The organism is Vibrio kanaloae, assembly GCF_024347535.1.
Taxonomy (GTDB): domain Bacteria; phylum Pseudomonadota; class Gammaproteobacteria; order Enterobacterales; family Vibrionaceae; genus Vibrio; species Vibrio kanaloae.
Genome location: NZ_AP025498.1, coordinates 851,139 through 872,497, shown reverse-complemented (window position 1 = coordinate 872,497; position 21,359 = coordinate 851,139). Strand labels below are relative to the sequence as shown.

At 43.0% G+C, this 21,359-nt stretch carries 18 protein-coding genes; 8 read left to right on the top strand and 10 right to left on the bottom strand.

Translation table 11 applies throughout. The annotated features are described in order from the left end of the window. Positions 1–172: 172 nt before the first annotated feature. On the bottom strand, positions 173–1,153 hold the full coding sequence (locus OCV24_RS18060; RefSeq protein WP_150877351.1) for a sugar-binding transcriptional regulator: 981 nt from the start codon (positions 1,151–1,153) through the stop codon (positions 173–175). A 459-nt stretch (positions 1,154–1,612) separates the two neighbouring features. Between OCV24_RS18060 and tal the strand changes: the two genes are divergently transcribed. Both tal and tkt read left to right on the top strand, forming a co-directional pair. Beyond that, a complete protein-coding gene (gene tal, locus OCV24_RS18055) occupies positions 1,613–2,563 on the top strand; it encodes a transaldolase (RefSeq protein ID WP_017058112.1) in 951 nt (316 codons plus the stop codon). Between the two features lie 89 nt (positions 2,564–2,652). Further along, the gene (tkt, locus tag OCV24_RS18050) at positions 2,653–4,650 is read left to right on the top strand and encodes a transketolase (protein WP_150877353.1); all 1,998 of its coding nucleotides are present in this window, start codon (positions 2,653–2,655) and stop codon (positions 4,648–4,650) included. A 110-nt stretch (positions 4,651–4,760) separates the two neighbouring features. Here the strand turns inward: tkt and OCV24_RS18045 are convergent, their stop codons facing one another. Both OCV24_RS18045 and OCV24_RS18040 read right to left on the bottom strand, forming a co-directional pair. Further along, a complete protein-coding gene (locus tag OCV24_RS18045; protein ID WP_150877355.1) occupies positions 4,761–6,323 on the bottom strand; it encodes a methyl-accepting chemotaxis protein in 1,563 nt (520 codons plus the stop codon). 166 nt (positions 6,324–6,489) lie between these two features. Next, positions 6,490–6,957 carry an Lrp/AsnC family transcriptional regulator gene (locus OCV24_RS18040; protein WP_102508167.1) on the bottom strand — a complete coding sequence of 156 codons (468 nt, stop codon included), beginning with the start codon at positions 6,955–6,957 and terminating at the stop codon, positions 6,490–6,492. A gap of 153 nt (positions 6,958–7,110) precedes the next feature. On the opposite strand from OCV24_RS18040, the gene OCV24_RS18035 reads away from it, so the two are divergent. The 3 genes from OCV24_RS18035 (at position 7,111) to OCV24_RS18025 (ending at position 11,727) form a co-directional block, all read left to right on the top strand. Next, positions 7,111–8,076: a hypothetical protein gene (locus OCV24_RS18035; protein ID WP_150877357.1), complete on the top strand. Its 966-nt coding sequence runs from the start codon at positions 7,111–7,113 to the stop codon at positions 8,074–8,076. A 501-nt stretch (positions 8,077–8,577) separates the two neighbouring features. Then, positions 8,578–8,922: a hypothetical protein gene (locus OCV24_RS18030; RefSeq protein WP_150877359.1), complete on the top strand. Its 345-nt coding sequence runs from the start codon at positions 8,578–8,580 to the stop codon at positions 8,920–8,922. Between the two features lie 48 nt (positions 8,923–8,970). Further along, a complete protein-coding gene (locus OCV24_RS18025) occupies positions 8,971–11,727 on the top strand; it encodes an immune inhibitor A domain-containing protein (RefSeq protein WP_150877361.1) in 2,757 nt (918 codons plus the stop codon). 169 nt (positions 11,728–11,896) lie between these two features. Here OCV24_RS18025 and OCV24_RS18020 read toward each other — a convergent pair whose 3' ends face one another. Beyond that, positions 11,897–13,072 (bottom strand): MFS transporter, encoded by a 1,176-nt coding sequence (locus tag OCV24_RS18020; RefSeq protein WP_046225166.1) that lies wholly within the window; start codon positions 13,070–13,072, stop codon positions 11,897–11,899. Positions 13,073–13,294: 222 nt separating this feature from the next. Between OCV24_RS18020 and OCV24_RS18015 the strand changes: the two genes are divergently transcribed. After that, a complete protein-coding gene (locus OCV24_RS18015) occupies positions 13,295–14,197 on the top strand; it encodes a LysR family transcriptional regulator (RefSeq protein WP_046225167.1) in 903 nt (300 codons plus the stop codon). A gap of 103 nt (positions 14,198–14,300) precedes the next feature. Here the strand turns inward: OCV24_RS18015 and OCV24_RS18010 are convergent, their stop codons facing one another. The 4 genes from OCV24_RS18010 to OCV24_RS17995 all read right to left on the bottom strand — a co-directional run bounded on the left by OCV24_RS18010 (position 14,301) and on the right by OCV24_RS17995 (position 17,998). Next, positions 14,301–15,065 (bottom strand): iron ABC transporter ATP-binding protein, encoded by a 765-nt coding sequence (locus OCV24_RS18010; protein WP_017058103.1) that lies wholly within the window; start codon positions 15,063–15,065, stop codon positions 14,301–14,303. Between the two features lie 12 nt (positions 15,066–15,077). Next, positions 15,078–16,028: an iron chelate uptake ABC transporter family permease subunit gene (locus OCV24_RS18005; RefSeq protein WP_150877363.1), complete on the bottom strand. Its 951-nt coding sequence runs from the start codon at positions 16,026–16,028 to the stop codon at positions 15,078–15,080. Next, positions 16,021–16,974 carry an ABC transporter permease gene (locus OCV24_RS18000; RefSeq protein WP_150877365.1) on the bottom strand — a complete coding sequence of 318 codons (954 nt, stop codon included), beginning with the start codon at positions 16,972–16,974 and terminating at the stop codon, positions 16,021–16,023. Before OCV24_RS18000 ends, OCV24_RS18005 begins: the two co-directional genes overlap by 8 nt. 97 nt (positions 16,975–17,071) lie before the next feature. Next, positions 17,072–17,998 carry a siderophore ABC transporter substrate-binding protein gene (locus tag OCV24_RS17995; RefSeq protein ID WP_137034198.1) on the bottom strand — a complete coding sequence of 309 codons (927 nt, stop codon included), beginning with the start codon at positions 17,996–17,998 and terminating at the stop codon, positions 17,072–17,074. Between the two features lie 762 nt (positions 17,999–18,760). On the opposite strand from OCV24_RS17995, the gene OCV24_RS17990 reads away from it, so the two are divergent. Next, positions 18,761–18,970: a hypothetical protein gene (locus OCV24_RS17990; protein WP_017058099.1), complete on the top strand. Its 210-nt coding sequence runs from the start codon at positions 18,761–18,763 to the stop codon at positions 18,968–18,970. Between the two features lie 177 nt (positions 18,971–19,147). Here OCV24_RS17990 and OCV24_RS17985 read toward each other — a convergent pair whose 3' ends face one another. Beyond that, a complete protein-coding gene (locus OCV24_RS17985; RefSeq protein ID WP_136980684.1) occupies positions 19,148–19,741 on the bottom strand; it encodes a hypothetical protein in 594 nt (197 codons plus the stop codon). Between the two features lie 124 nt (positions 19,742–19,865). Next, positions 19,866–20,294, bottom strand: a complete 429-nt coding sequence (locus OCV24_RS17980; RefSeq protein WP_017058097.1) for a PACE efflux transporter — start codon at positions 20,292–20,294, stop codon at positions 19,866–19,868. Between the two features lie 134 nt (positions 20,295–20,428). On the opposite strand from OCV24_RS17980, the gene OCV24_RS17975 reads away from it, so the two are divergent. Beyond that, entirely contained in the window at positions 20,429–21,331 is a 903-nt protein-coding gene (locus OCV24_RS17975) for a LysR family transcriptional regulator (RefSeq protein WP_150877367.1), read from the top strand. The last annotated feature ends 28 nt before the right edge of the window (positions 21,332–21,359 follow it).

The following is a 21,359-nucleotide window of genomic DNA, read 5'->3' as shown; positions in this document are numbered from 1 at the left end:
CTATAAATATTAGTTATACCTTACTTGATTATAAAAATATTTTATGACCAAATAAATTATATTAAAAATGAGTAGCATCATTAAAAAATTAGCGTTCTACTCATAGATTAATTAAATAGACTTTTTGATGACTTCAGAAAATAAATACAAAATACAAACAGGTTATTTGCTCCTATTTCATCTGTTCATCTAAGTTAAGTACGGTCAAAGCATTGCTTACACTGGTCGCAATCACGTCTACCACGCCCGTTCTTAGTGCACCTAACAAAGCGAGTGGTTTACTGTTTTCGGCTGCGATGGCTATGACTTCCGCTATTGGGCGAAACTCTTCTAAGCCTAAGCCAATGACTCGGTCACTCATTACCGTGTTTGCCGCTTTACCGTATACATCAAAAAAGTCATAGCCAGCAAAGTCCCCTACCACACCCTGTAGTAAACGCGACTGAACCACCTCACCCGCAGTAAACCAACCTAAGTCAACCATGTAGCTGTTTTCGCTCATATCTCCGATACCGACTAAAGCAACATCAGCCTTTCGGGCTAGATCGAGTGTTTGCTTAACGGTGCTGTTTTCCATGAATGCTGTTTTTTGCGCTTTATTCTCCGCATAAGCAGGCGCGTATAGCGTTTCTGATGAACCGCCGTACTTTTTCGCTAACTGTCTACATATATGGTCGGCATTAAACATACCACCTCTTGGGTGAATACCGCCGATACCACATACAAACTTACAGTCACGTGGCGTGATTACGCCAGTATGGTGAGCGACTGAAGACACATTACGACCTTGTCCAACCGTTACCACCATGCCGTTTTTCAAGGTACTGGTCAGATAGTTGGATACTAAGCCTGCTACTTGCAGTCTTTGTTTATCTTCATTCGGTTGATCTAAAGCTACAAGCGCACGCTTTACACCAAAACGCTCTATCAAACGTTGTTCGATTTTCGCGCTAAATACGGGGTGGTATTTCACGGTGATTTCAACAATACCTTCATCTCGAGCTTGTCTGAGCATTCGACCAACCTTTGCACGAGAGATAGAAAATTTTTTAGATATCTCTTCTTGGGTTGCCCCATCTTGGTAATAGGCAACCGCTACTTCAGTTAGGAGATCAGTGTTTTCTTCGGAAACATCTTGGATATTGTTACTCATATACCACTCAACCAATATTTAACAATTATTTTACCTGCTGTACTTCCTAATATAGGAGAGTTCAGTAAGCGATAAACAAGCTTACACCCCGAACATATGTAACAGCAAGGAACATTTGATCAGCATGGTAACCTTGATTGGGCTATTGATTAGTTAGGCTCAATTTGACCGTTAAACGTTTGCTTGCATACCCCATAATTACTAGAGCGAAATATATTTGACTGAAGTCACCATACAGCACTATTTACCGTTGACTTTGACGCTGGATCAGATAAATATGGCTACATCATTTACTCATCGAGCGATCATATGTTCCGTGCAAATGTTCGTTCGGAGAAAAATTTAAATTAATGTAAGTTTAATTCACTGGTACAACCTTGAGAAACTTCATTAGTTAGCTTGCAAATGCCCGCACCTCTCCCATTAAAGAGGTCTTCTGCGATACATAGGATGATCAAAATGAGCAATAAATTAGAGCAACTTCGTAAACTAACCACTGTTGTAGCTGACACTGGCGATATTGAAGCTATCAGCAAGTACACTCCTGAAGATGCAACAACTAATCCATCTCTAATTCTTAAAGCCGCTCAAATTGCTGAGTACGCACCTCTAATCGATGCTTCTATCGAATACGCTAAAGCTCAAAGCGAAGACAAAGCACAACAAGTTCAAGATACTTGCGACATGCTTAACGTGAACATTGGTAAAGAAATCCTGAAAGTGGTACCTGGTCGCATCTCTACTGAAGTAGATGCTCGTCTTTCTTACGACATGGAAGGCAGCGTTGCTAAAGCGCGTCAGCTTATCAAAATGTACAACGACGCTGGCATCACTAACGACCGTATCCTTATCAAACTGGCTTCTACTTGGGAAGGCATCCGTGCAGCTGAAATCCTAGAGAAAGAAGGCATCAACTGTAACCTGACGCTTCTATTCTCTTTCGCTCAAGCACGTGCTTGTGCTGAAGCTGGCGTATTCCTTATCTCTCCTTTCGTTGGTCGCATCATGGACTGGTACAAAGCGAAAGAAGGTCGTGATTTCGAAGCTTCAGAAGATCCAGGCGTAATCTCTGTTTCAGACATCTACAACTACTACAAAGAGCACGGTTACAAGACAGTTGTTATGGGCGCAAGCTTCCGTAACATCGGCGAGATCCTTGAACTTGCTGGCTGTGACCGTCTAACTATCGCTCCTCAACTTCTAGCAGACCTAGAAGCAGCGGAAGGCGAAGTAGTAGAGAAGCTAATCGACTCTAACGGTACTAAAGAGCGTCCTGCTGCAATGACTCACGCTGAGTTCCTATGGGATCACAACCAAGACCCAATGGCTGTAGAGAAGCTAGCTGAAGGCATCCGCAACTTCGCCGTTGACCAAGGCAAACTAGAAGACATGATCGCAGCTAAGCTGTAATCACTAAGAATTAAAAAAGGGGAACGTTTGCGTTCCCCTCTTCATATCAAATTTACTATTTCAAACTTTAACTCTATTTGGAAGCAATTATGACTCAATCTAGAAAGCATCTTGCTAACGCTATTCGTGCTCTAAGCATGGACGGTGTTCAACAAGCAAACTCTGGTCACCCAGGCGCACCTATGGGTATGGCTGACATCGCTGAAGTTCTTTGGCGCTCTCACCTAAACCACAACCCAGCAAACCCTGAGTGGGCTGACCGCGACCGTTTTATCCTGTCTAACGGCCACGGCTCAATGCTGATTTACTCTCTGCTTCACCTAGCAGGTTACGAGCTTTCAATTGAAGACCTTAAGAACTTCCGTCAACTGCACTCTAAGACGCCAGGTCACCCAGAGTACGGTTACGCACCAGGTATCGAAACGACTACTGGTCCTTTAGGTCAAGGCATCACTAACGCTGTTGGTATGGCAATGGCTGAGAAAGCGCTTGCTGCTCAGTTCAACAAAGAAGGCCACGATATCGTAGACCACTACACTTATGCATTCATGGGTGATGGTTGTCTGATGGAAGGCATTTCTCACGAAGCCTGTTCTCTAGCAGGTACGCTTGGTCTTGGTAAGCTGGTTGCTTTCTGGGATGACAACGGCATCTCTATCGATGGTGAAGTTGAGGGTTGGTTCTCTGACGATACCCCTAAGCGTTTTGAAGCATACGGCTGGCACGTAATCCCAGCGGTAGATGGTCATGACTCTGACGCGATCAACGCAGCGATTGAAGCGGCTAAAGCGGATCCTCGTCCTACTCTTATCTGTACTAAAACAGTAATCGGATTTGGTTCTCCAAACAAAGCAGGTACGCACGACTGTCACGGTGCACCTTTAGGCGCTGACGAAATCGCAGCAACTCGTAAACAACTAGGTTGGGAGCACGGTCCTTTTGAAATTCCGTCGGAAGTTTACGCAGAGTGGGATGCGAAAGAAGCAGGCGCAGCTAAGGAAGCAGCGTGGAACGAGAAACTTGCAGCTTATAAAGCAGCATACCCTGAGCTGGCAGCTGAATTCAAACGCCGCGTAAACGGTGATCTTCCTGCACAGTGGGAAGAGAAAGCATCAGCAATTATCGCTGATCTTCAAGCTAACCCAGCAAACATCGCATCACGTAAAGCATCTCAAAATGCTCTAGAAGCGTTCGGTGCTATGCTACCTGAATTCATGGGCGGCTCTGCTGACCTTGCACCTTCTAACCTGACTATGTGGTCTGGTTCTAAGTCGCTTGAAGCGAACGACTTCTCTGGCAACTACATCCACTACGGTGTACGTGAATTCGGTATGACGGCTATCATGAACGGTATCGCTCTGCACGGTGGTTTCGTACCCTACGGCGCAACGTTCCTAATGTTCATGGAATACGCTCGTAACGCTATGCGTATGGCAGCTCTGATGAAAACTCAGAACATCCAAGTTTACACGCATGACTCTATCGGTCTTGGCGAAGATGGTCCAACCCACCAACCAGTTGAGCAGATCGCTTCTCTACGTCTAACGCCAAACATGAGCACATGGCGTCCATGTGACCAAGTTGAGTCTGCTGTGGCTTGGAAACTGGCAATCGAGCGTAAAGATGGTCCTTCTGCACTTATCTTCTCTCGTCAAAACCTTGCACAACAAGATCGTGACGCTGAGCAAGTAGCAAACATAGCTAAGGGTGGTTACATCCTGAAAGATTGTGAAGGCAAGCCAGAGCTTATCCTTATCGCTACTGGTTCTGAAGTTGAACTAGCGGTTAACGCTGCTGCTGAACTAACGGCTGAAGGTAAGAAAGTACGTGTAGTTTCTATGCCTGCTACTGACGCGTTCGACAAGCAAGACGCGCAGTACCGTGAGTCTGTACTTCCATCTGACGTAACTGCACGTATCGCTGTAGAAGCTGGCATCGCTGACTTCTGGTACAAGTACGTTGGTTTCGGTGGCAAGATCATCGGTATGACAACGTTCGGCGAGTCTGCACCAGCAGGTGAGCTATTCAAGATGTTCGGTTTCACTACTGAAAACGTAGTAAACACAGCGAAAGAGCTTCTAGCTTGATCTTGAATATATTGTCTCGCCCTTAAATGGGTTGATACATACAGAAAGCCCCGCATGAAAATGCGGGGCTTTTTTTATCACTGATTTCTCATTCGGATTAAATCTAACGGCTATTTCTCTTCGAAACGCTTTGCCAGTTGGTAGAACTCATTGACTTGTTCTTTTAGCTCTGTGGAGTGGTCTTTCACTGAATGCGTAGCAACCAAATTTTGTTCTGCCGTAGACGCGATAGACTGCATATGCAGGTTGACTTCACTCGACAGCTCACGTTGTTTATGAGCAGAACTTTCAACCGACTGCATTAAATCGTTCATCGATTGCATTAAAGTTTCGACTTCAGATAAGCGATCTGCACTCACCTTCGCAACATCGCCACACGCGTCCGTTTGCTCTCGGTTCGCCAGAATATCCTTTTGCCAGCCTTCAATCGTCGCTAGCATGGTGTCGATACTCTCTTTGATCTGAACCGTCGCCTTTGACGTACGACCCGATAGCGCACGTACTTCGTCGGCAACAACGGCAAAGCCTCGTCCTTGCTCGCCCGCTCTAGCCGCTTCAATCGCAGCGTTCAGGGCCAACAAGTTGGTTTGTTCGGCGATTCCACCAATCTCTTCCATTATCTTGCTTACGCTCTGCGCTTGATCGCTCAGTTGGTAAGTCGTTTGAGTCGCCTTTTCAGCCTGAGAAGCTAGGCTCTCTAAGTTTTGATGAGTTTGATTAATACTCTCTTTAGCACCAGCACAGGTTTGCAAAGTCACATCAACAATCTGATGCGCTTCTTCAGTGCGAGAAGAGACCTCATTGGCGGTGACTTCAACCTCTTCTGTCGCCTCTCGTACTTGAAGAATGTCTTTTGTTTGTTGATCTAAAGCTTCTGATACTTCAAATGACGTGGCATTCAAGTTGTCAGCCAAATCTTGTAACGGCTTGGCAGAGTCTGTCATACGACCTAATACGGTGCGAATTCTTGCAGACAATAGTTTCAAGTGAAAATCGGCAACGGAGAACTGACTATTACCTGAATAGACAAGGCGACTGACACTATCGAATTTCGATTGCAGCTTTTTCAACTGCAGTGGAGTATCTATCAGCTCTTGTCGGAAAAGCAACGCTAATGCTGAAACAGGCAGCAAGCTAAGAAGCCATTGGGATACTTGCCCTACTTCAATGAGATTTGAAATCAGAGGCGCAGTCAAAGAGCCTAACAAAACCGCGTAACGAACACTGTCACTGATCTTTAATGACCATTGACGACCCGATTTTTCAGCCTTCAACAGGCTTTGATAAGCCTTGTCTGCAACTTGTATCCATTCATTCTTGGGCTTAACACGAACAGACTGGTAGCCACTCACCTTACCATTGTCGTAAATTGGAGTTACGTAAGCATCGACCCAATAAAACCCACCGGATTTAGTTTTGTTTTTTACGATGCCACGCCAAGCTTTACCTTGCTTTAGGTTAACCCACATATCAGCAAAGGCGGCTTTCGGCATATCGTTATGCCTTACGATATTGTGGTGTTGCCCTAGCAATTCTTGTTGGCTGTATTCCGCGATGCGACAAAAAGCATCATTACTGTACGTAATCACGCCTTTTAAGTTAGTGGTAGAGACAAGTTGTTCGTTTTCGCAGAGAAGTGTTTCACGAGATTGAGTAGATGAGCTGACAGTCATTATATTAACTTAGGTTAATTATTATTTTAGGCGAGGAATATATACAATTATTAAAGTTATGACAAAATGTGAACGTCACATTTTGTGTAAATGCCTACTATTTATACAAATATTAGCTAAGTACCTCACAAAGCTAATAACTTCACATATCTTCTCAAGCTAACAGTCATGACTCATCTAAGTTTACTGCAGTGGTAAATTTCACGGTTCTCATTGAGACAGAGGTATGGAATTTACGAATATTCAGATCTTTGCGTAGTACTCGCTCCACAAAGCCTTCGTAGGCTTGAATGTCTTTGACCGTCACAATCAACATGAAATCAAAGCTGCCTGATATCTGATAGCACTGCGTGACCTCTTCTGCCTTTGAAATAGAGTGGCGAAAGATTTGGTAAATATCCCCTCGGTCACGCTCCATTTCCACAGATACGACCAAAGTCATCTTACTGCCTGTCAGTTCTGGATTAATGATGGACACATCACCGACAATCACGCCCTCTTCTCTCAGCCGTTTCACTCGCTTTAAGCAAGCAGGCGGTGATAACCCAACCAGCTCAGCCAATGTCTGATTAGGGATTCGGTTGTTTTTTTGTAGTTCAACCAGAATGCTTCTATCTATACGGTCAATCACCATAATTTCTTAAACCAATACATTTTTGACTTGTAATTTTTAATACTACGATAATTAAAAAATTTATCGAAACTTTAAAGGTCAATTTAGAAATTTTAATCACAACAATCACGTTAAGATCTTCTCATACCAAACAATCGAACCATGGTCGTAACTATGAAATCAACCTATCAATTTTTTAAAGAACTCCTTAGAGAGATTTTCGATGTCACCTCGACTCTTTTCCGAATCATGATTCCAATTATCATCGTGATAAAGGTCGTTGAAGAACTCGGCGGCATCGTGATTCTTAGCGAATGGCTGAGCCCAATGATGGAAAGCGTCGGCTTACCGAAAGAGATGGGCTTAGTATGGGCAACCACCATACTCACTAACATCTATGCGGGGCTGATTATTTTGATCAATTCCGATGCTCCATTAACGGTTGCTCAAGCCTCAGTTTTAGGCAGCATGATGCTTCTCGCCCACTCACTGCCGATTGAGGGAGCAATAGCCAAAAAGGCAGGCGTGAACTGGCTGGCTACGCTGTCGGTACGAGTCGGTGGTAGCTTAGTGTTGGCATGGCTACTCAACCTCAGCTATCAATACGGAGATTTGCTCAACTACCCAGCAACGGTGCTTTGGCAGCCGGAAGTATCAGGAGACACAAGCTATTTGGGTTGGGCTATTGAACAGCTCAAGAGCTTTGCCGTTATCTTCATGGTAATTTCAGCTCTATTACTGCTACTCAAGGTTTTAAAGATTCTCGGCATTGAAAAGCTCATGGCAATATTGTTAAGACCATTCTTGAGGCTGCTAGGAATCAGCAAGGATGCAACCAACCTAACGATCATCGGAATCACGCTTGGTCTTTCGTTTGGCGGCGGCTTATTGATCAATGAAGCTAAAAAGGGACATATCTCCGCGAGGGATGTATTCACCGCAATCATGCTGCTCAACATGCTCCACAGTTTGATTGAAGACACGTTGTTGATCATGCTTATTGGAGCCGACTTCTACACCATATTTTGGGGAAGGTTAGTATTCTCAGTGCTGGTTATCGCTTTAATATCCAACATCATTAAGCGTATAAATTCAAGTACTTGCGAACGTTACTTTTATCGAGATGTCTCTCAATCATAAGTAAATCACCAACGAAAATAATAGAAAAAGAGCTCAAATACGGGCTCTTTTTTACGAATTGGGGCTCCTATCACCTCCGCTATTGTTAATATTTCACGTCATTGAAACACTAAAAATCACTCTCAATACCCTAATTATTGATATTTGAGTAGAAATAATTTTCAACCTAGATATTTATTAAACACTCAATTATTACATGCATTTTTTAAACATCGACAATAAAAAATTTGATCGATCAATTATAATACCAAACCTTGCACAAAGCGCTTTCCAGAATAATAGTTATCTCTTCGGCACCATTATTAAAAATTAAAACTATCAACTATTAATGCATCCAACCCCACTAAATAACTGACAATAAAATAAATAACAGTCACTATTTGATATTAACTATTAATGTTGAAATCGGAACGAATAATAACTTGTAATGATTATCTGTTTGATCGGCTAATTTTATAAATATATTTTGTTACATAATCAAAACTGATGGCTTGATATAAAATGTCACACAAAACAATGGCTTTAATCGTTCTACTTTTTTCCTCACTGTCACAGGCTTCCACCATTGAGAATGATGAACTTTTGCTTAAGTCATTGATTGAACGAGGTGTTATTTGTCCTGGCTTAACCTACGAGGACAATCATGAAGCTTTACGTATCTATCTCAACGCGAAGCAAATGAAAAGCCGTCAGTTTGATTCAAAAAAAAGACAAGAAACAGGCAATACAAATGAGATAGCGGATACCAACAAGTTGGTTAATAAAAACAAATCAACTAATAAACGTCAGATACCTAAAACACCAAAAGAGTGTATTAAGCCAAACTCGGACAACCATTCCGAATAAGGCAAGTTGATTCTGATATCGACATGGAAATACAAAAAAGGAAATGTAATGAAGATAATGAGAAAAACATTGTTGGCCTCAGCAATGCTTACTCTGTTTAGCGTCAGCAGTTATGCTAAAACACCGATTGATTTAGGTGTTGTTAATGAAGACAAACTCATTGAAATGCTAATTAGACAAGGCTTAGTCGACCAAGATACAACCGATGTGGCAAAGCAGGATGCGCTTGACCGTTACTTGAAAAAGAAGATCAATTCCGGTTTTAAGGGCGATGCACAATTCGGAAAAAAAGCGCTTGAGCAACGAGCAAAAATACTCAAAGCCATAGAAAAAGGATCTGGCGTTAACAAAGCAAGTGTCTTTGCTTTAGAAGTCGACACCAAGCGTACAGACAAGGTGCTCGCTCTACTGGTCGACTTCCCTGATTTGAACTGGGATGACAACAAGCTGACCGAAGAACACACTCAGATGTTGTACGAGAGCTACAACCCTGAGCATTATCAAGAATTGCTGTTTTCAAATTCTGGCTACACAGGGCCAAATGGCGAAAACCTAATCTCTATGCGTCAGTATTACCAAAGCGAATCAGGTGATAGTTACAGCGTTGCAGGTCAAGCCGCGGGTTGGTATCGCGCCTCGAAACCTTCATCTTTCTATGGTGGTAACTCCCCGACGACCGACAACGATCTAAATGCACAAGAATTGGTTCGCGAAGCGCTGAATCAACTGGCTCAGGATCCTAGTATCAACCTAGCCGATTACGATATCGAAGATCGTTACGATTACGACGGTGACGGGAACTTCCGTGAACCCGATGGCGTGATTGATCACCTGATGGTGTTCCACGCATCTGTTGGCGAAGAAGCCGGTGGTGGCGTATTAGGTCCTGATGCGATTTGGTCTCACCGATTCAACCTTGGTCGTACACATGTGCTTGAAGGTACCTCTAGCTCGCTTCCTGACCGCTTTGGTGGCCAATACGCGGCATTTGATTACACTATTCAACCGATTGATGCGGCAGCTGGTGTTTGTGCTCATGAATATGGCCACGATTTGGGTCTACCAGATGAATACGACACTCAATACACAGGCAAGGGTGAACCTGTATCTTATTGGTCAATCATGTCTTCGGGTAGCTGGGCTGGCAAAATTGGTGGCACACAACCAACGGCATTCAGCTCTTGGGCAAAGCACTTCCTTCAAAAATCGATTGGCGGTCGTTGGATTAACGATGATCAAATCTCGATTGATGACCTTGAAGACAACCCGCAAGTTTATACGCTGTTCCAAACGACGGATAACAGCCGTCCGAACATGATTAAAGTGGATCTTCCAGAAAAACAGATCGAAGGTTTAAAACCGTTTGCTGGTGAGTATTCGTTCCACTCTCAAAAAGGTGATGACCTGAAAAACAGCATGACTCGCAAGTTGGTGATTCCAGCTGGTGATTCTGCTCTGCTTTCGTTCAAAACTTGGTATGAGATTGAAAAAGATTACGACTTTGCGCGCGTACTCATTAATGGACAAGCCATCGCAGGTAACATTACCTCAATGGACGACCCATACAATACAGGTCTCGTACCTGCTATTGGCGGCGAGTCTGGCGGTTGGATTGATGCTGAATTCGATGTTTCACAATGGGCAGGCCAAGAAGTAGAGCTTTCGTTTGAGTACATCACCGATGGTGGCTTGGCAATGGAAGGCTTCTATCTGGATAACCTCAGTGTAGTCGTGGATGGTGAAGTGACATCAATAGACGATGCTGAAAGCAACTCAACCTTCGCTCTTAATGGCTACAAGCTGAGTAATGGATTCCTCCAAGCACAACACTACTACCTGCTGCAATGGCGCAGCCACATGGATGTTGATGAAGGTCTAGCCAACATTAAACGTATGGGTCAACTGATCTCATTCGATCCGGGCTTGATCATTTGGTACGTAGACGAGTCGCTAACTGATAACTGGGTAGGTAAGCACCCAGGCGAAGGTTGGTTAGGTGTGGTTGATGCAGACCAGAACGCCATGACTTGGGAGAAGTCCGGTGAAGTCGCTCAAACTCGTTACCAAGTTCGTGATGCTGCGTTTTCTCTCAAAGATCATACTCCAATGCGTCTTGTGAACAGTGACAATGATGTACTTGAAGATACCAGTTTGCTTGGCAATGCTAGCTTCTCTGACGACCAAGATTATTCGTCTCCACAAGCACCTGATTCAGGACGTATCTTGACTGAATTTGGCTTAGCCGTTGATATTGTGAATCAGAGTGACAACAACGAATACGGTGTGGTGCGCTTATCTAAAGTAAGCCAACACAACGTCACCCCTACTGCGAGCTTCGAGCTCAATGTTACTGGCCTGAACGTTTCTACACATAACTTCAGCTCTGATCAAGACGGTGAGATCTCCAGTTACCTATGGGACTTTGGTAACGGTGCAACAAGCAACGAAATGGCACCAACTTGGTCTTACGAGCAAGCCGGTGATTACACGGTGAGCTTGACTGTTGTCGACGACAAAGGCGCCACTGATTCGTTCAGTTCTGTAGTGAGTGTTGAATCTCCGAACACCCTACCGGAAGCAAGTGCGAAGTACATCCACTTGGGACGCTGGGTAACCATGTGGTCTACAAGTTCAGACAGCGATGGTCGTATTGTTGATACCGAATGGACGCTTCCAAATGGAAAAGTAAAACGAGGTCGCACCTTCACTTCTATCTTCCCTTCATACGGAAAGCATGAAGTAACGCTAAAGATAATCGATGACCAAGGCGCCACAGTAACAAAAACAATCGTAGTCGATTTATAAATCGTTATTACCTAAGACTTATCCATTATTATCTAAGGTTTATTTATGATTACTTAAGGTTCATCACGGCTTTCCGCAGAAAGCCGCGATGAACCTTTTGTTTACATGCGAGGCAGAAAAGCGGCGTCAAGGTGAAAGACTTTCTAGCCAACAACCCGCCCCCCCCCTCTTACACAGATTGTTTATGAATGTGAGATTTTCGAGCACTAAACGCAAACATCATAATCACCGCTAACACGAACGGGAGTACGTAAATATTTAGGTTTTGCCAGCCCGCGGTCGATTCTAACCAGCCGGATAATAGCGCGGTGACAGTGACACAACCAAATACAACAAACTCGTTAAATGCTTGAGCCTTGGCTTTGTTCTGCGACTCATAAGATTGGCTAAACAAACCCGTTGCGGCGATGAACATAAAGTTCCAACCCACGCCAAGCACAACCAAAGCCGCCCTAAAGTGCCAAATCGATACACCATGGATATTGATGGCAATACTCACCACAAATAGAACACCACCAACAAGGATCATCATTCGTGATCCAAACTTCTCGATAAGGGAACCCGTAAAGAATGCCGGCACAAACATACCCAACACGTGCCACTCAATCACGCCAGCGGCCTTAGTAAAGTCAAAGCCACAGCCGATCATCGCCAATGGTGTTGCGGTCATCAAAATATTCATTACGGCATAAGCAACCATCGCAGCAAACACGGCACCAATAAAGTTCGGCGCTTTAATGATCACACTGAGGGGATCGGCTTTTGGTGCTTGGCTATTAAAAGAGACTTTGGGAAACTGAATTGTTTGTAACAACGCTAAAGCTAATATGTTTAGGCCGATCAACGACGCAAAAGCACCGATATACAAACCATCTGCTGACCATTGCTGAGACATGATCGCTAAGTTAGGCCCCAATACAGCGGCGAGAACGCCACCAGCCATTGATATTGAAATAGCACGATGGCGTGCATTTTCGTCACACACTTCAATTGCAGCGAAGCGATAAAGCGTACCAAAACCGATCCCAACTCCAAGTAAAAATGTGGCGAGGCAAAACAAATAGAAATGTTGCTGAGATAACGCATAAGTTGCGAGGCTTGCTCCGGTAATACCGACTACATTACCAATACTAAAGCCTCGTTTTCGTCCTAACTTTCCTGAAATTAAAGACGCTGGAATAGTGGCAGCCATTAAACCCAAAAACTGCAGCGCAACCGGCAAAGTAATCATGCTGACACTAGGCGCAATCTGTTTGCCTATCAAGCCAATCACCGAAATCAGTAATATGTTACCTGTCATCAATAAGGCCTGACACAGTGAGAGCAGCCAAACATTTCTATTCATCTTCGTTCCTAAATATGAGCACAGTTGATCAATAGACCAAAAATCCAACAAAGTCGCAACACTTTGTTACTCATAAGATACTCCACGAAGTCACCTAACCGCTGATTCTCAGAAATTCCCTATCACTTTAGTTTTGATTGACGCTAGTTTAGACGCTAGATTTGAAATTATCATAATTAAAGATAATAATAATTTTTTGTTATTATGGAATAAAAGGTGAGTATGATTAATCCACTTTGGCTCAATACATTTAAAACTCTGGTTGAAGTTGGTCATTTCACCCAAACCGCAGAAAAGCTGTATATGACGCAGCCTGGCGTTAGCCAACACATCAAAAAGCTTGAGCAAGCTTGTCACTGTGACTTGTTATCGAGAGAAAATAAGAGCTTCGAACTGACCGAACAAGGCCGGATTATGTATCGTTATGCGCTTAAGCTAGAGAAAGACCAAGAAGACCTTTTTGAGTCTCTGAGTTTTGACAACCCGTATTCAGGACAATGTAACCTTTCGTGCTCTGGCTCTTTATCTCTGCGCCTTTATCCAAAGCTTCTTGAATTGCAGCAACAACATCGAGAATTAAGCATTCACCTAGAAGCTGCGCCAAACCAAAAGATATTAAATGATTTGCTCCAAGGCACGACTGACATCGGCATCGTTAGACACTCGCCCAACGACAGTTATTACCAAAGCCAAGTCATTGGCAAAGAAGCCTTGTGTCTTATCGTCCATCACAGTCTTGCTGATTTAGAGATAACGCCGCAAGTACTTCATGACATAGGCCTGATTGCCCATCCAGATTCTGCACACTATTTGTCTTTGTATTTCGACCTGTGCGGAGATAAAGACTTAGCGAACATCAACGTTAATGAGATACCAAGATCTGGCTACATCAATCAGCTTCACCAGATCTTGCTACCTGTATCAAAAGGGCTTGGGTTTACGGTTTTACCAGCGGGCGCTGTGGAACATTTTCCAGAACGCGATAAGTTGTATGTAGTTCCTCCAAAAGTAGAAGTTGAAGAAACCTTATATTTGATTCAGAAGCGAAACAGAAAGCTACCACACAGATACAACACTGTGATTGAGTTGATCAAACACAGTGTCTGTCATTCGTTCGTTTCGTAGATTGACCGAAAGCCTTTAATGCTAAGAGTTACGAGGGGTAATCATAAAAGTAAAGGCTAGGTTCTTTAAGTGATATCAATTTTCATGGTTGGATACAGCAAGGTTATCGACCTGAGTAATACATACAGATGCGAACGCCATCGAACTCACGAATCTCAAACGGTATCTCGTAGATCGATTCCATTACTGACTTTTCAACCACTTCAGAGACCTTACCCGACTTAACCACTTGGCCTTTTTTCATTGCAACAATGTTATCTGAGTAACAAGAAGCAAAGTTGATATCGTGAATCACGATCACTACCGCTTTATTAAACTCATGCGCTAAACGACGAAGCGTCTGCATGATTTCTACCGAGTGCTTAATATCAAGATTGTTGAGTGGCTCATCCAAGAACACATAGTCGGTATCTTGCGCCACAACCATTGCAATAAACGCCATTTGACGCTGACCGCCACTCAACTCATCTAGGTATTTGTTTTGAATATCAGTAATACCGAGGTGCTCTAAAGCAGTATCAACAATTTTATTATCTTCTGCTTTTAAGCGACCTTGGGAATGAGGGAAACGACCAAAACAGACCAACTCACGAATCGTAAATCGCATGTTGATGTTGTTTGACTGTCTTAGGACAGCAAGGTGCTTTGCCAGCTCTTTGGTATCCCATTCAGCCAGTAACTTGTCACCAATAATCACCTCACCAGCGTCACTTTCAGTTAAGCGACTCGCCATTGAAAGCAATGTACTTTTCCCCGCACCATTTGGGCCAATAATAGAAGTCACTTCGCCTTTTGGGAACATAGCACTGGCATCATCCACCACGAGTGATTTGCCATACTTCTTACTCAAACCTGTTAATTTAATCACTACTTACTACCTTTAATGAATTCTGGTGCGTAACAACAAAAACATAAAATATAAACCGCCAACCAAATTAATAATCACACTCACCGTGGTTTCAAACGCCATCACTTTTTCAATAAACCATTGCCCAGACAACAACAGCACCACTGCTAACAAACTGCTGGCGATGATAAGCACGCGGTGTTGATAAGAGCTGAACATCTGACGAGCCAAGCTCACGGTGATCAAGCCAAAGAAAAGCACAGGCCCGACTAAAGCAGTGGATATCGCCACCATAATGGAAACAATGATTAACGTAATTTGGGTAAGTCGCTTAGTGTTCACACCTAAACTTGTCGCATTATCGACCCCAAGCCAAAGCACATCGAGCTTGGGAGCCAGAAGCCACAGGCCAAACACGCTCACCCCCAATGGAATAATACTAAGGTAAACCAACTCACCTTTTACGTTGTTGAAGCTTGCGAACATCACATTCTGCAGCACTGCAAATTCGTTTGGATCAATCAACATAGTTAAGAAATTGGAAAGGCTCGAGAATACGCTGCCACACACGATACCAATCAGCAACAGTGTAAATACGTTGTTTCGTTTACTCTTGAAATAGAAATGAAACAACACAAATGAGAACAAGATCATCACCGCCACAGACAGTGAAAAGTTAGCGATAACGTCAATTACCCAAAAACTGGTACCACCGAACACAAACAAAAGAGACGTTTGAACCAGCATGTATAAACTGTCAAAACCCAAAATTGAAGGTGTTAAAATTCGATTATTAGTGATGGTTTGGAAAACCAGTGACGACGCCGAGATCGCCACAGCCGCCAACACAATCGACAGCACTTTGGGTAGTCGCAGAGACAAGAAGAACTCATAGTTATCCCACGTAAGTCCCTGCCCCACAAAGACTGCCGCCATACACAAAGACGCGATGGCCAGAATCGCAATTTTTACTGAATCACGCATTCGTCTTGTCTCTCATGATTAGGTAGATAAAAATCAAGCCACCAAAGATGCTGATTACCATCGAGATTGGAATCTCATAAGGGAAGATGATGACTCGAGCTAACAAGTCGCAAGCTAACACCAAGATCACGCCCCAATAAGCCGTCCAAGGTAAAATTTTCTTCATGTTATCGCCCATCATTAAAGACACAATGTTAGGAACGATTAGACCAAGGAATGGAATAACACCGACGATCATCACCACAGAAGAAGCACAGATCGCGACTAGAGAAACACCGATAAAAACAATCTTCTGATAATTCAGGCCGATGTTTTTTGCAAAGCTCTCGCCAATACTCGCCGCACTAAATTGGCTGGCGAAGTAATAAGCCAACACACAAGCAGGAACCGCGAGGTACAGAATTTCATAGCTGCCTTGTAACACACTCGCAAAATTCGCCATTGTCCATGCCGACATGGTTTGCACCAAGTCATACTTGTAGGCGATAAATGTCGTTAGAGACGAGACAACGTTACCATACATAATACCAATTAATGGCACCAAAACCGCATTCTTAAACTTAAGATGTTGTAAGAAACGAACTAATAACAAGGTACCGAAAACTGCAAACGCGAAGGTGAAGCCTAAGTAGCTCCATTGCGCGGCGTTACCCAGCATCAGTATACCAACGATATACCCCAACATGGCACAGTCAATCGTACCCATCGTGGACGGCGAGGCGAACTTATTTTGCACGATCTGCTGCATAATAAGACCGGAGACACTCAAACCAGCTCCGGCAAGTACAATCGCGAATAGTCGAGGGATCCGGCTAACAATATAAATAGAATTGGCGTGTTGGTTGCCATTTAAGAAATCACTAAAATTGATTTCAGCAACCCCAACCATCAATGACACCACACATAGCACAACAAGAAATACAGCAGCTGCAATGGGTTTCAACATAGAAATAACACTAAAGGTAGTCTCGGGGAGCCCGTATGGAAAGTGAAAAGGGCTTATAAGAACGTTCTTATAAGCCCAAGAATCGAACTATTGGTTACTATTGAATGGTACGTTCAATGTCACCAAGCATTCTGTGAACCGCAGTTACACCGCCACCCGCCAGATACCAAGCACTTGAATCGAGGTAAACAATGTTGCCCTTTTGCGCTGCTGGTGTTGCAGCTACTAATGGATTATTGAATAGTTGTTGTGCTCGCCCCTCTGACTTACCAATCGCTTTTTCGCGGTCAAGTACGTAAAGCACTTCCGGTTTTGCATCAGCAATGTATTCGAATGAGATTAAGTTACCGTGACTCCCTTTAATTGGGGCCACTACCGCACTCTTTGATTCAACGAAACCAAAGTCATCAAAAATGATAGAGAATCGGCTGCCTTTGTTGAACATCGCAATATTATTACCGTTGTTCATCAACATCATTGCTGAAGTTTCGTCAGACGCTACTTTGTCGTTTACTGCTGTGATAGAAGCTTGAGTCTCTTTAATGATCGCTTCGACTTCAGCTTGCTTACCAAAGATGTCGCCTAGTGCGCGCCAATTTTGCTGAGCATCAGCCCAGTACTTGTCACCTTCAATAGAGAACATGATGGTCGGAGCAATTTGTGCCAGTTTGTCGTAAACCTTAAGCATGCGGTTTTCCGCGATGATGATGTCAGGTTTCAACATGTAGATAGCTTCAAAATCAGGTTCGCTTAATGAGCCTGTATTTGCCGTCGTATCTTTGTACGAAGCTAGGTAATCAGGCAGCAAGCTATGAGGCGCGCCAACTGGCTGCACACCGATTTGATCAAGCACATCTAAGCTACCGTGGCCTAGAACCACCACTCGCTGTGGTACTGCAGTAAACTGCGCTGTACCTTTTACATGCTCAATGGTGACGGTTTCCGCTTGAACGACCATCGTGAATGATAACGCAACAGCAAGCCCGCTCAATAATTGGCGAACTGAATTGATTATTTTTTTCATGTCTCTTCCTGTGTTGTTGATACAAACCGCGACTCACTTATGAAAGTCACATGATTCATAAGTAATCTGATGCGTAAACAACAGCTAAATAACGATAACGTAAAGTTTGTTATTGAATGAGTAACAAACCAGCAACGCAAGTGATAATAGTTATCAATTATATTCGCATCAAGTGTGCAGCACAACAACTTTTGTATTCAAATGCGTAAAAGTGGATATTCATATCTGGTTATCTCGATTAGCCATTAGCGACAGTCATTCTCGTTGCAAAAACAACCATATCGTATTAAAAAAATAAATCAGTGAAGCATCAAACCTTTCATATTTTGAAACCAATCATCAGCCATCATTATGTTCATCAATCTCCCTATAAATGGAATTCTGTATGCTGATTATTTTAAGTTTAATTGAAAATAAAGTTGTAATTAAAAAAACTAGGCGTATAGTGCGTCCTCTGGCTCTGATTTAAAGAGCTGTTAATGCTAAATTCAGTCCAAGTTCCTCATAGACAGTTCTCGATTCCCTCGTTACACCATCTCTGCGTCAGCTTTCACCTAGATAGTCATTCAATAGCTTTCAAATTCGATCCCACTACCGTTCTATTCGTTATTTGCTTTTTTTCTAGCAAATTAAAAATAGTTCAACTACTTAAATATAAATGTAATAAACACAAGGCACAATTATGTCACGCAGAACAACACGACAAACACATTGGTATCAATTATCACGCGATAAAACAGTCAATAAACTAAAAGGTAATAAATGCTCACAATTAAAATAGACTTACTAAAAGAAGAACTGTCATGGATCACAGAGATTCGACAACTTAATAGCGATATACTCCACCGCCACATATTGCCAAAGCTACAACACAACAGTTATCTCATAGACTTTGAGTTTAATGAACAGGACAGCGTCGGAACAATAGTTTCGGGCAACGGAAACACACTAGGACATTTCACACTCCTATAGCATTTCCCAAAGATTACATATTTAGTCTCAAAATGTGACCCTCAATTCGCTCCAGCAGAACAAAGAAAATTAGAAACCTAGCCCTTTTGCATTTCACACGCGGCTCACGCTAGCTAGGTTATCGTGCTTTCATTGAAAGTCGCTTATATTGAACCTTGAATCATCAATGCGTCATTATCATTGCGTTAACGGCATCGACCTTAACTTTTGATCAAGTTTATATAAGTGTTCTGCAGCTTGCATGTGTTGAGGGTAATCACTGAACTTCTCACGATTCACCTCATTCATCTTACATGTCTCATCCACCAGCATCAGTTTCCAATACAGTTTTGTTGTATGCAGCATCGCCAGTAAAGGCTTGAATACCTCTTTTTCATAAGCTTGAATCAACTCTTCAATCAATTCATCACGCTCGTCTTCACTTGCAATTGAACCATTGGTTGCCGACAACACTTTTTGATATTTCAGATTGAGTTGCAGCTTATCCATCACCGTTTGGTTATCTTTCGCCAGTTCGATAAGCTTTGACTTAATGATGCTCAACCAATTCGCTTGGCTAAGTACCGTATCATCAATACTCGAAAAATCTTCACGGATTTGACGTTCAACGTCTTTTTGAGCCTTCTTTAAAACGGCACGCACCTTTTGAAAAGGCAGCTGATATTCCTTACTTAGCTCAATAATCAGTTTATGAAAACCACCATTTGGAAGGTGTAGGTTTTCCTTAAACGTAGCCATTGCATCTTCTTGCTGATGTGTAAGGTTAGTCATTCTCTTTCCTATTCTTTATAACTCATGGTGCTGGACCTTCGATCATACCATTATTAACCATGGTATTTCGGAAACTTAATGAGTTACATATAGAAAACATACCCTTAGGCGTCACACCTAGATTTCACCGAAGGGCCAATTCAGTTCGTTGCACCCAAAATGCTCGAACATGGTCATAAGTCAGGTTAAATACAAACGCATAAATGGTAATAAAGACAGTAACGCCGATGTCCATCAAAAATGCCTGCCATATCCCCACGTTAAGCAAGTAAGCCATCACTGGAATAGTCGCGACCAGCAGACCAGCTTCGAACAACATGACATGAAAAACACGTAATTTAAGCGAACGCTTGGATTTTTCACCCGTAAAGTAGCGATCAAAAATGCGGTTAAAACAGTAGTTCCAAATCATCGCGATGGTGGCAACAACTATCATGGTTCCTGATAAGGCATTCACATCATGATCGGTAAATATCGCTAAGCCTATAATTGAAAGCGTTACAGCCAAAACTTCAAATAATACTGAGTGAAACACTCTTTCTAACGTACTCATACATTCCTCTAAATAATCTACTATGTGTTGGATTGGCTAGGATTATGTCATCGTAAATAATAATAGAAAGTTAACAACCATCACGAATAGTGATAGCCTGAATATTATCCCCCTATTTAGAATTGAGAGACACCATGTACAGTTTTGAGCAACTAAAAGTCTTCGTCACTGTGTGTGAAAGTGGATCTTTCTCAGCGGCCGCACGCAAGCTGAAACGCGCTCAGTCCGGCGTTAGCCAATCAATCGCTAACCTAGAGATCGCTATCGACCAAGAGCTGTTTAACCGAGAGAAAAACATCCCTGTTTTGACCAACACAGGTAAAGCGTTATTGCCTGTCGCTAAGTCTATTCTCGACCAACAAAAGTACTTCGATCAAAAAGTAGAATCGCTGACACAGGAAGACGAGCACGAACTGATCATTGCTGTTGATGAGAGCATCATTGATAAAAACTTCATCAAGATAATTAGTTCACTAGCCGATCAGTTCCCAATTACACACTTCGATATTATTACGACCTCAACCTTCGATGTAGAAGATCTAGTGAGACGCGGAAAAGCGCAGATAGGCATCATCTATGCAGATGGTGAACTTAAGGTGGATATGGACTTCTTCTTACTTGGCCAAGCACGCTTTTTGACTGTAAGCTCCGCCACGCACGAACTCAGCCAAATGCCCGTAGTGCAAGATTCCGACTTAAAACGTTACCGCCAATGCGTGCATCGCAGTTCCAAGCAGCGAGAACTGTGGTTCACCTATGGCATTAGCTCGATGCTTTGGTATGCCAACAACCACAGAACCATCATTGATCTCGTTGAACAGGATGTTGGCTGGGCAAATGTACCTGAAATGATGGTGATGGAAGGAATTAAGAAAGGAAAGCTAGTGGCTCTACCTGTGGCGCATGAACATGGTGGCTGGCTCACGCCAGTGGGTTGTTTAGTTTCACGAAGTCACATCAATGGACCCGTGCTCACTAACTTAATTGAAAAACTCGGTGGCTATTCACTGCAGTACAACCAGTGGCAAGCAAACTAAAACCTTGATTGTTCGACGCGTTAATATT

Coding starts and splice junctions, on each gene's coding strand:
- OCV24_RS18040 (WP_102508167.1), bottom strand. CDS start 6,957: ATGGTGATTGACCGTATAGATAGAAGCATTCTGGTTGAACTACAAAAA.
- OCV24_RS17995 (WP_137034198.1), bottom strand. CDS start 17,998: ATGAAAAAAATAATCAATTCAGTTCGCCAATTATTGAGCGGGCTTGCT.
- OCV24_RS18000 (WP_150877365.1), bottom strand. CDS start 16,974: ATGTTGAAACCCATTGCAGCTGCTGTATTTCTTGTTGTGCTATGTGTG.
- tal (WP_017058112.1), top strand. CDS start 1,613: ATGAGCAATAAATTAGAGCAACTTCGTAAACTAACCACTGTTGTAGCT.
- OCV24_RS18020 (WP_046225166.1), bottom strand. CDS start 13,072: ATGAATAGAAATGTTTGGCTGCTCTCACTGTGTCAGGCCTTATTGATG.
- OCV24_RS18035 (WP_150877357.1), top strand. CDS start 7,111: ATGAAATCAACCTATCAATTTTTTAAAGAACTCCTTAGAGAGATTTTC.
- OCV24_RS17975 (WP_150877367.1), top strand. CDS start 20,429: ATGTACAGTTTTGAGCAACTAAAAGTCTTCGTCACTGTGTGTGAAAGT.
- OCV24_RS18060 (WP_150877351.1), bottom strand. CDS start 1,153: ATGAGTAACAATATCCAAGATGTTTCCGAAGAAAACACTGATCTCCTA.
- tkt (WP_150877353.1), top strand. CDS start 2,653: ATGACTCAATCTAGAAAGCATCTTGCTAACGCTATTCGTGCTCTAAGC.
- OCV24_RS18025 (WP_150877361.1), top strand. CDS start 8,971: ATGAAGATAATGAGAAAAACATTGTTGGCCTCAGCAATGCTTACTCTG.
- OCV24_RS18030 (WP_150877359.1), top strand. CDS start 8,578: ATGTCACACAAAACAATGGCTTTAATCGTTCTACTTTTTTCCTCACTG.
- OCV24_RS18015 (WP_046225167.1), top strand. CDS start 13,295: ATGATTAATCCACTTTGGCTCAATACATTTAAAACTCTGGTTGAAGTT.
- OCV24_RS17980 (WP_017058097.1), bottom strand. CDS start 20,294: ATGAGTACGTTAGAAAGAGTGTTTCACTCAGTATTATTTGAAGTTTTG.
- OCV24_RS17985 (WP_136980684.1), bottom strand. CDS start 19,741: ATGACTAACCTTACACATCAGCAAGAAGATGCAATGGCTACGTTTAAG.
- OCV24_RS18005 (WP_150877363.1), bottom strand. CDS start 16,028: ATGCGTGATTCAGTAAAAATTGCGATTCTGGCCATCGCGTCTTTGTGT.
- OCV24_RS17990 (WP_017058099.1), top strand. CDS start 18,761: ATGCTCACAATTAAAATAGACTTACTAAAAGAAGAACTGTCATGGATC.
- OCV24_RS18045 (WP_150877355.1), bottom strand. CDS start 6,323: ATGACTGTCAGCTCATCTACTCAATCTCGTGAAACACTTCTCTGCGAA.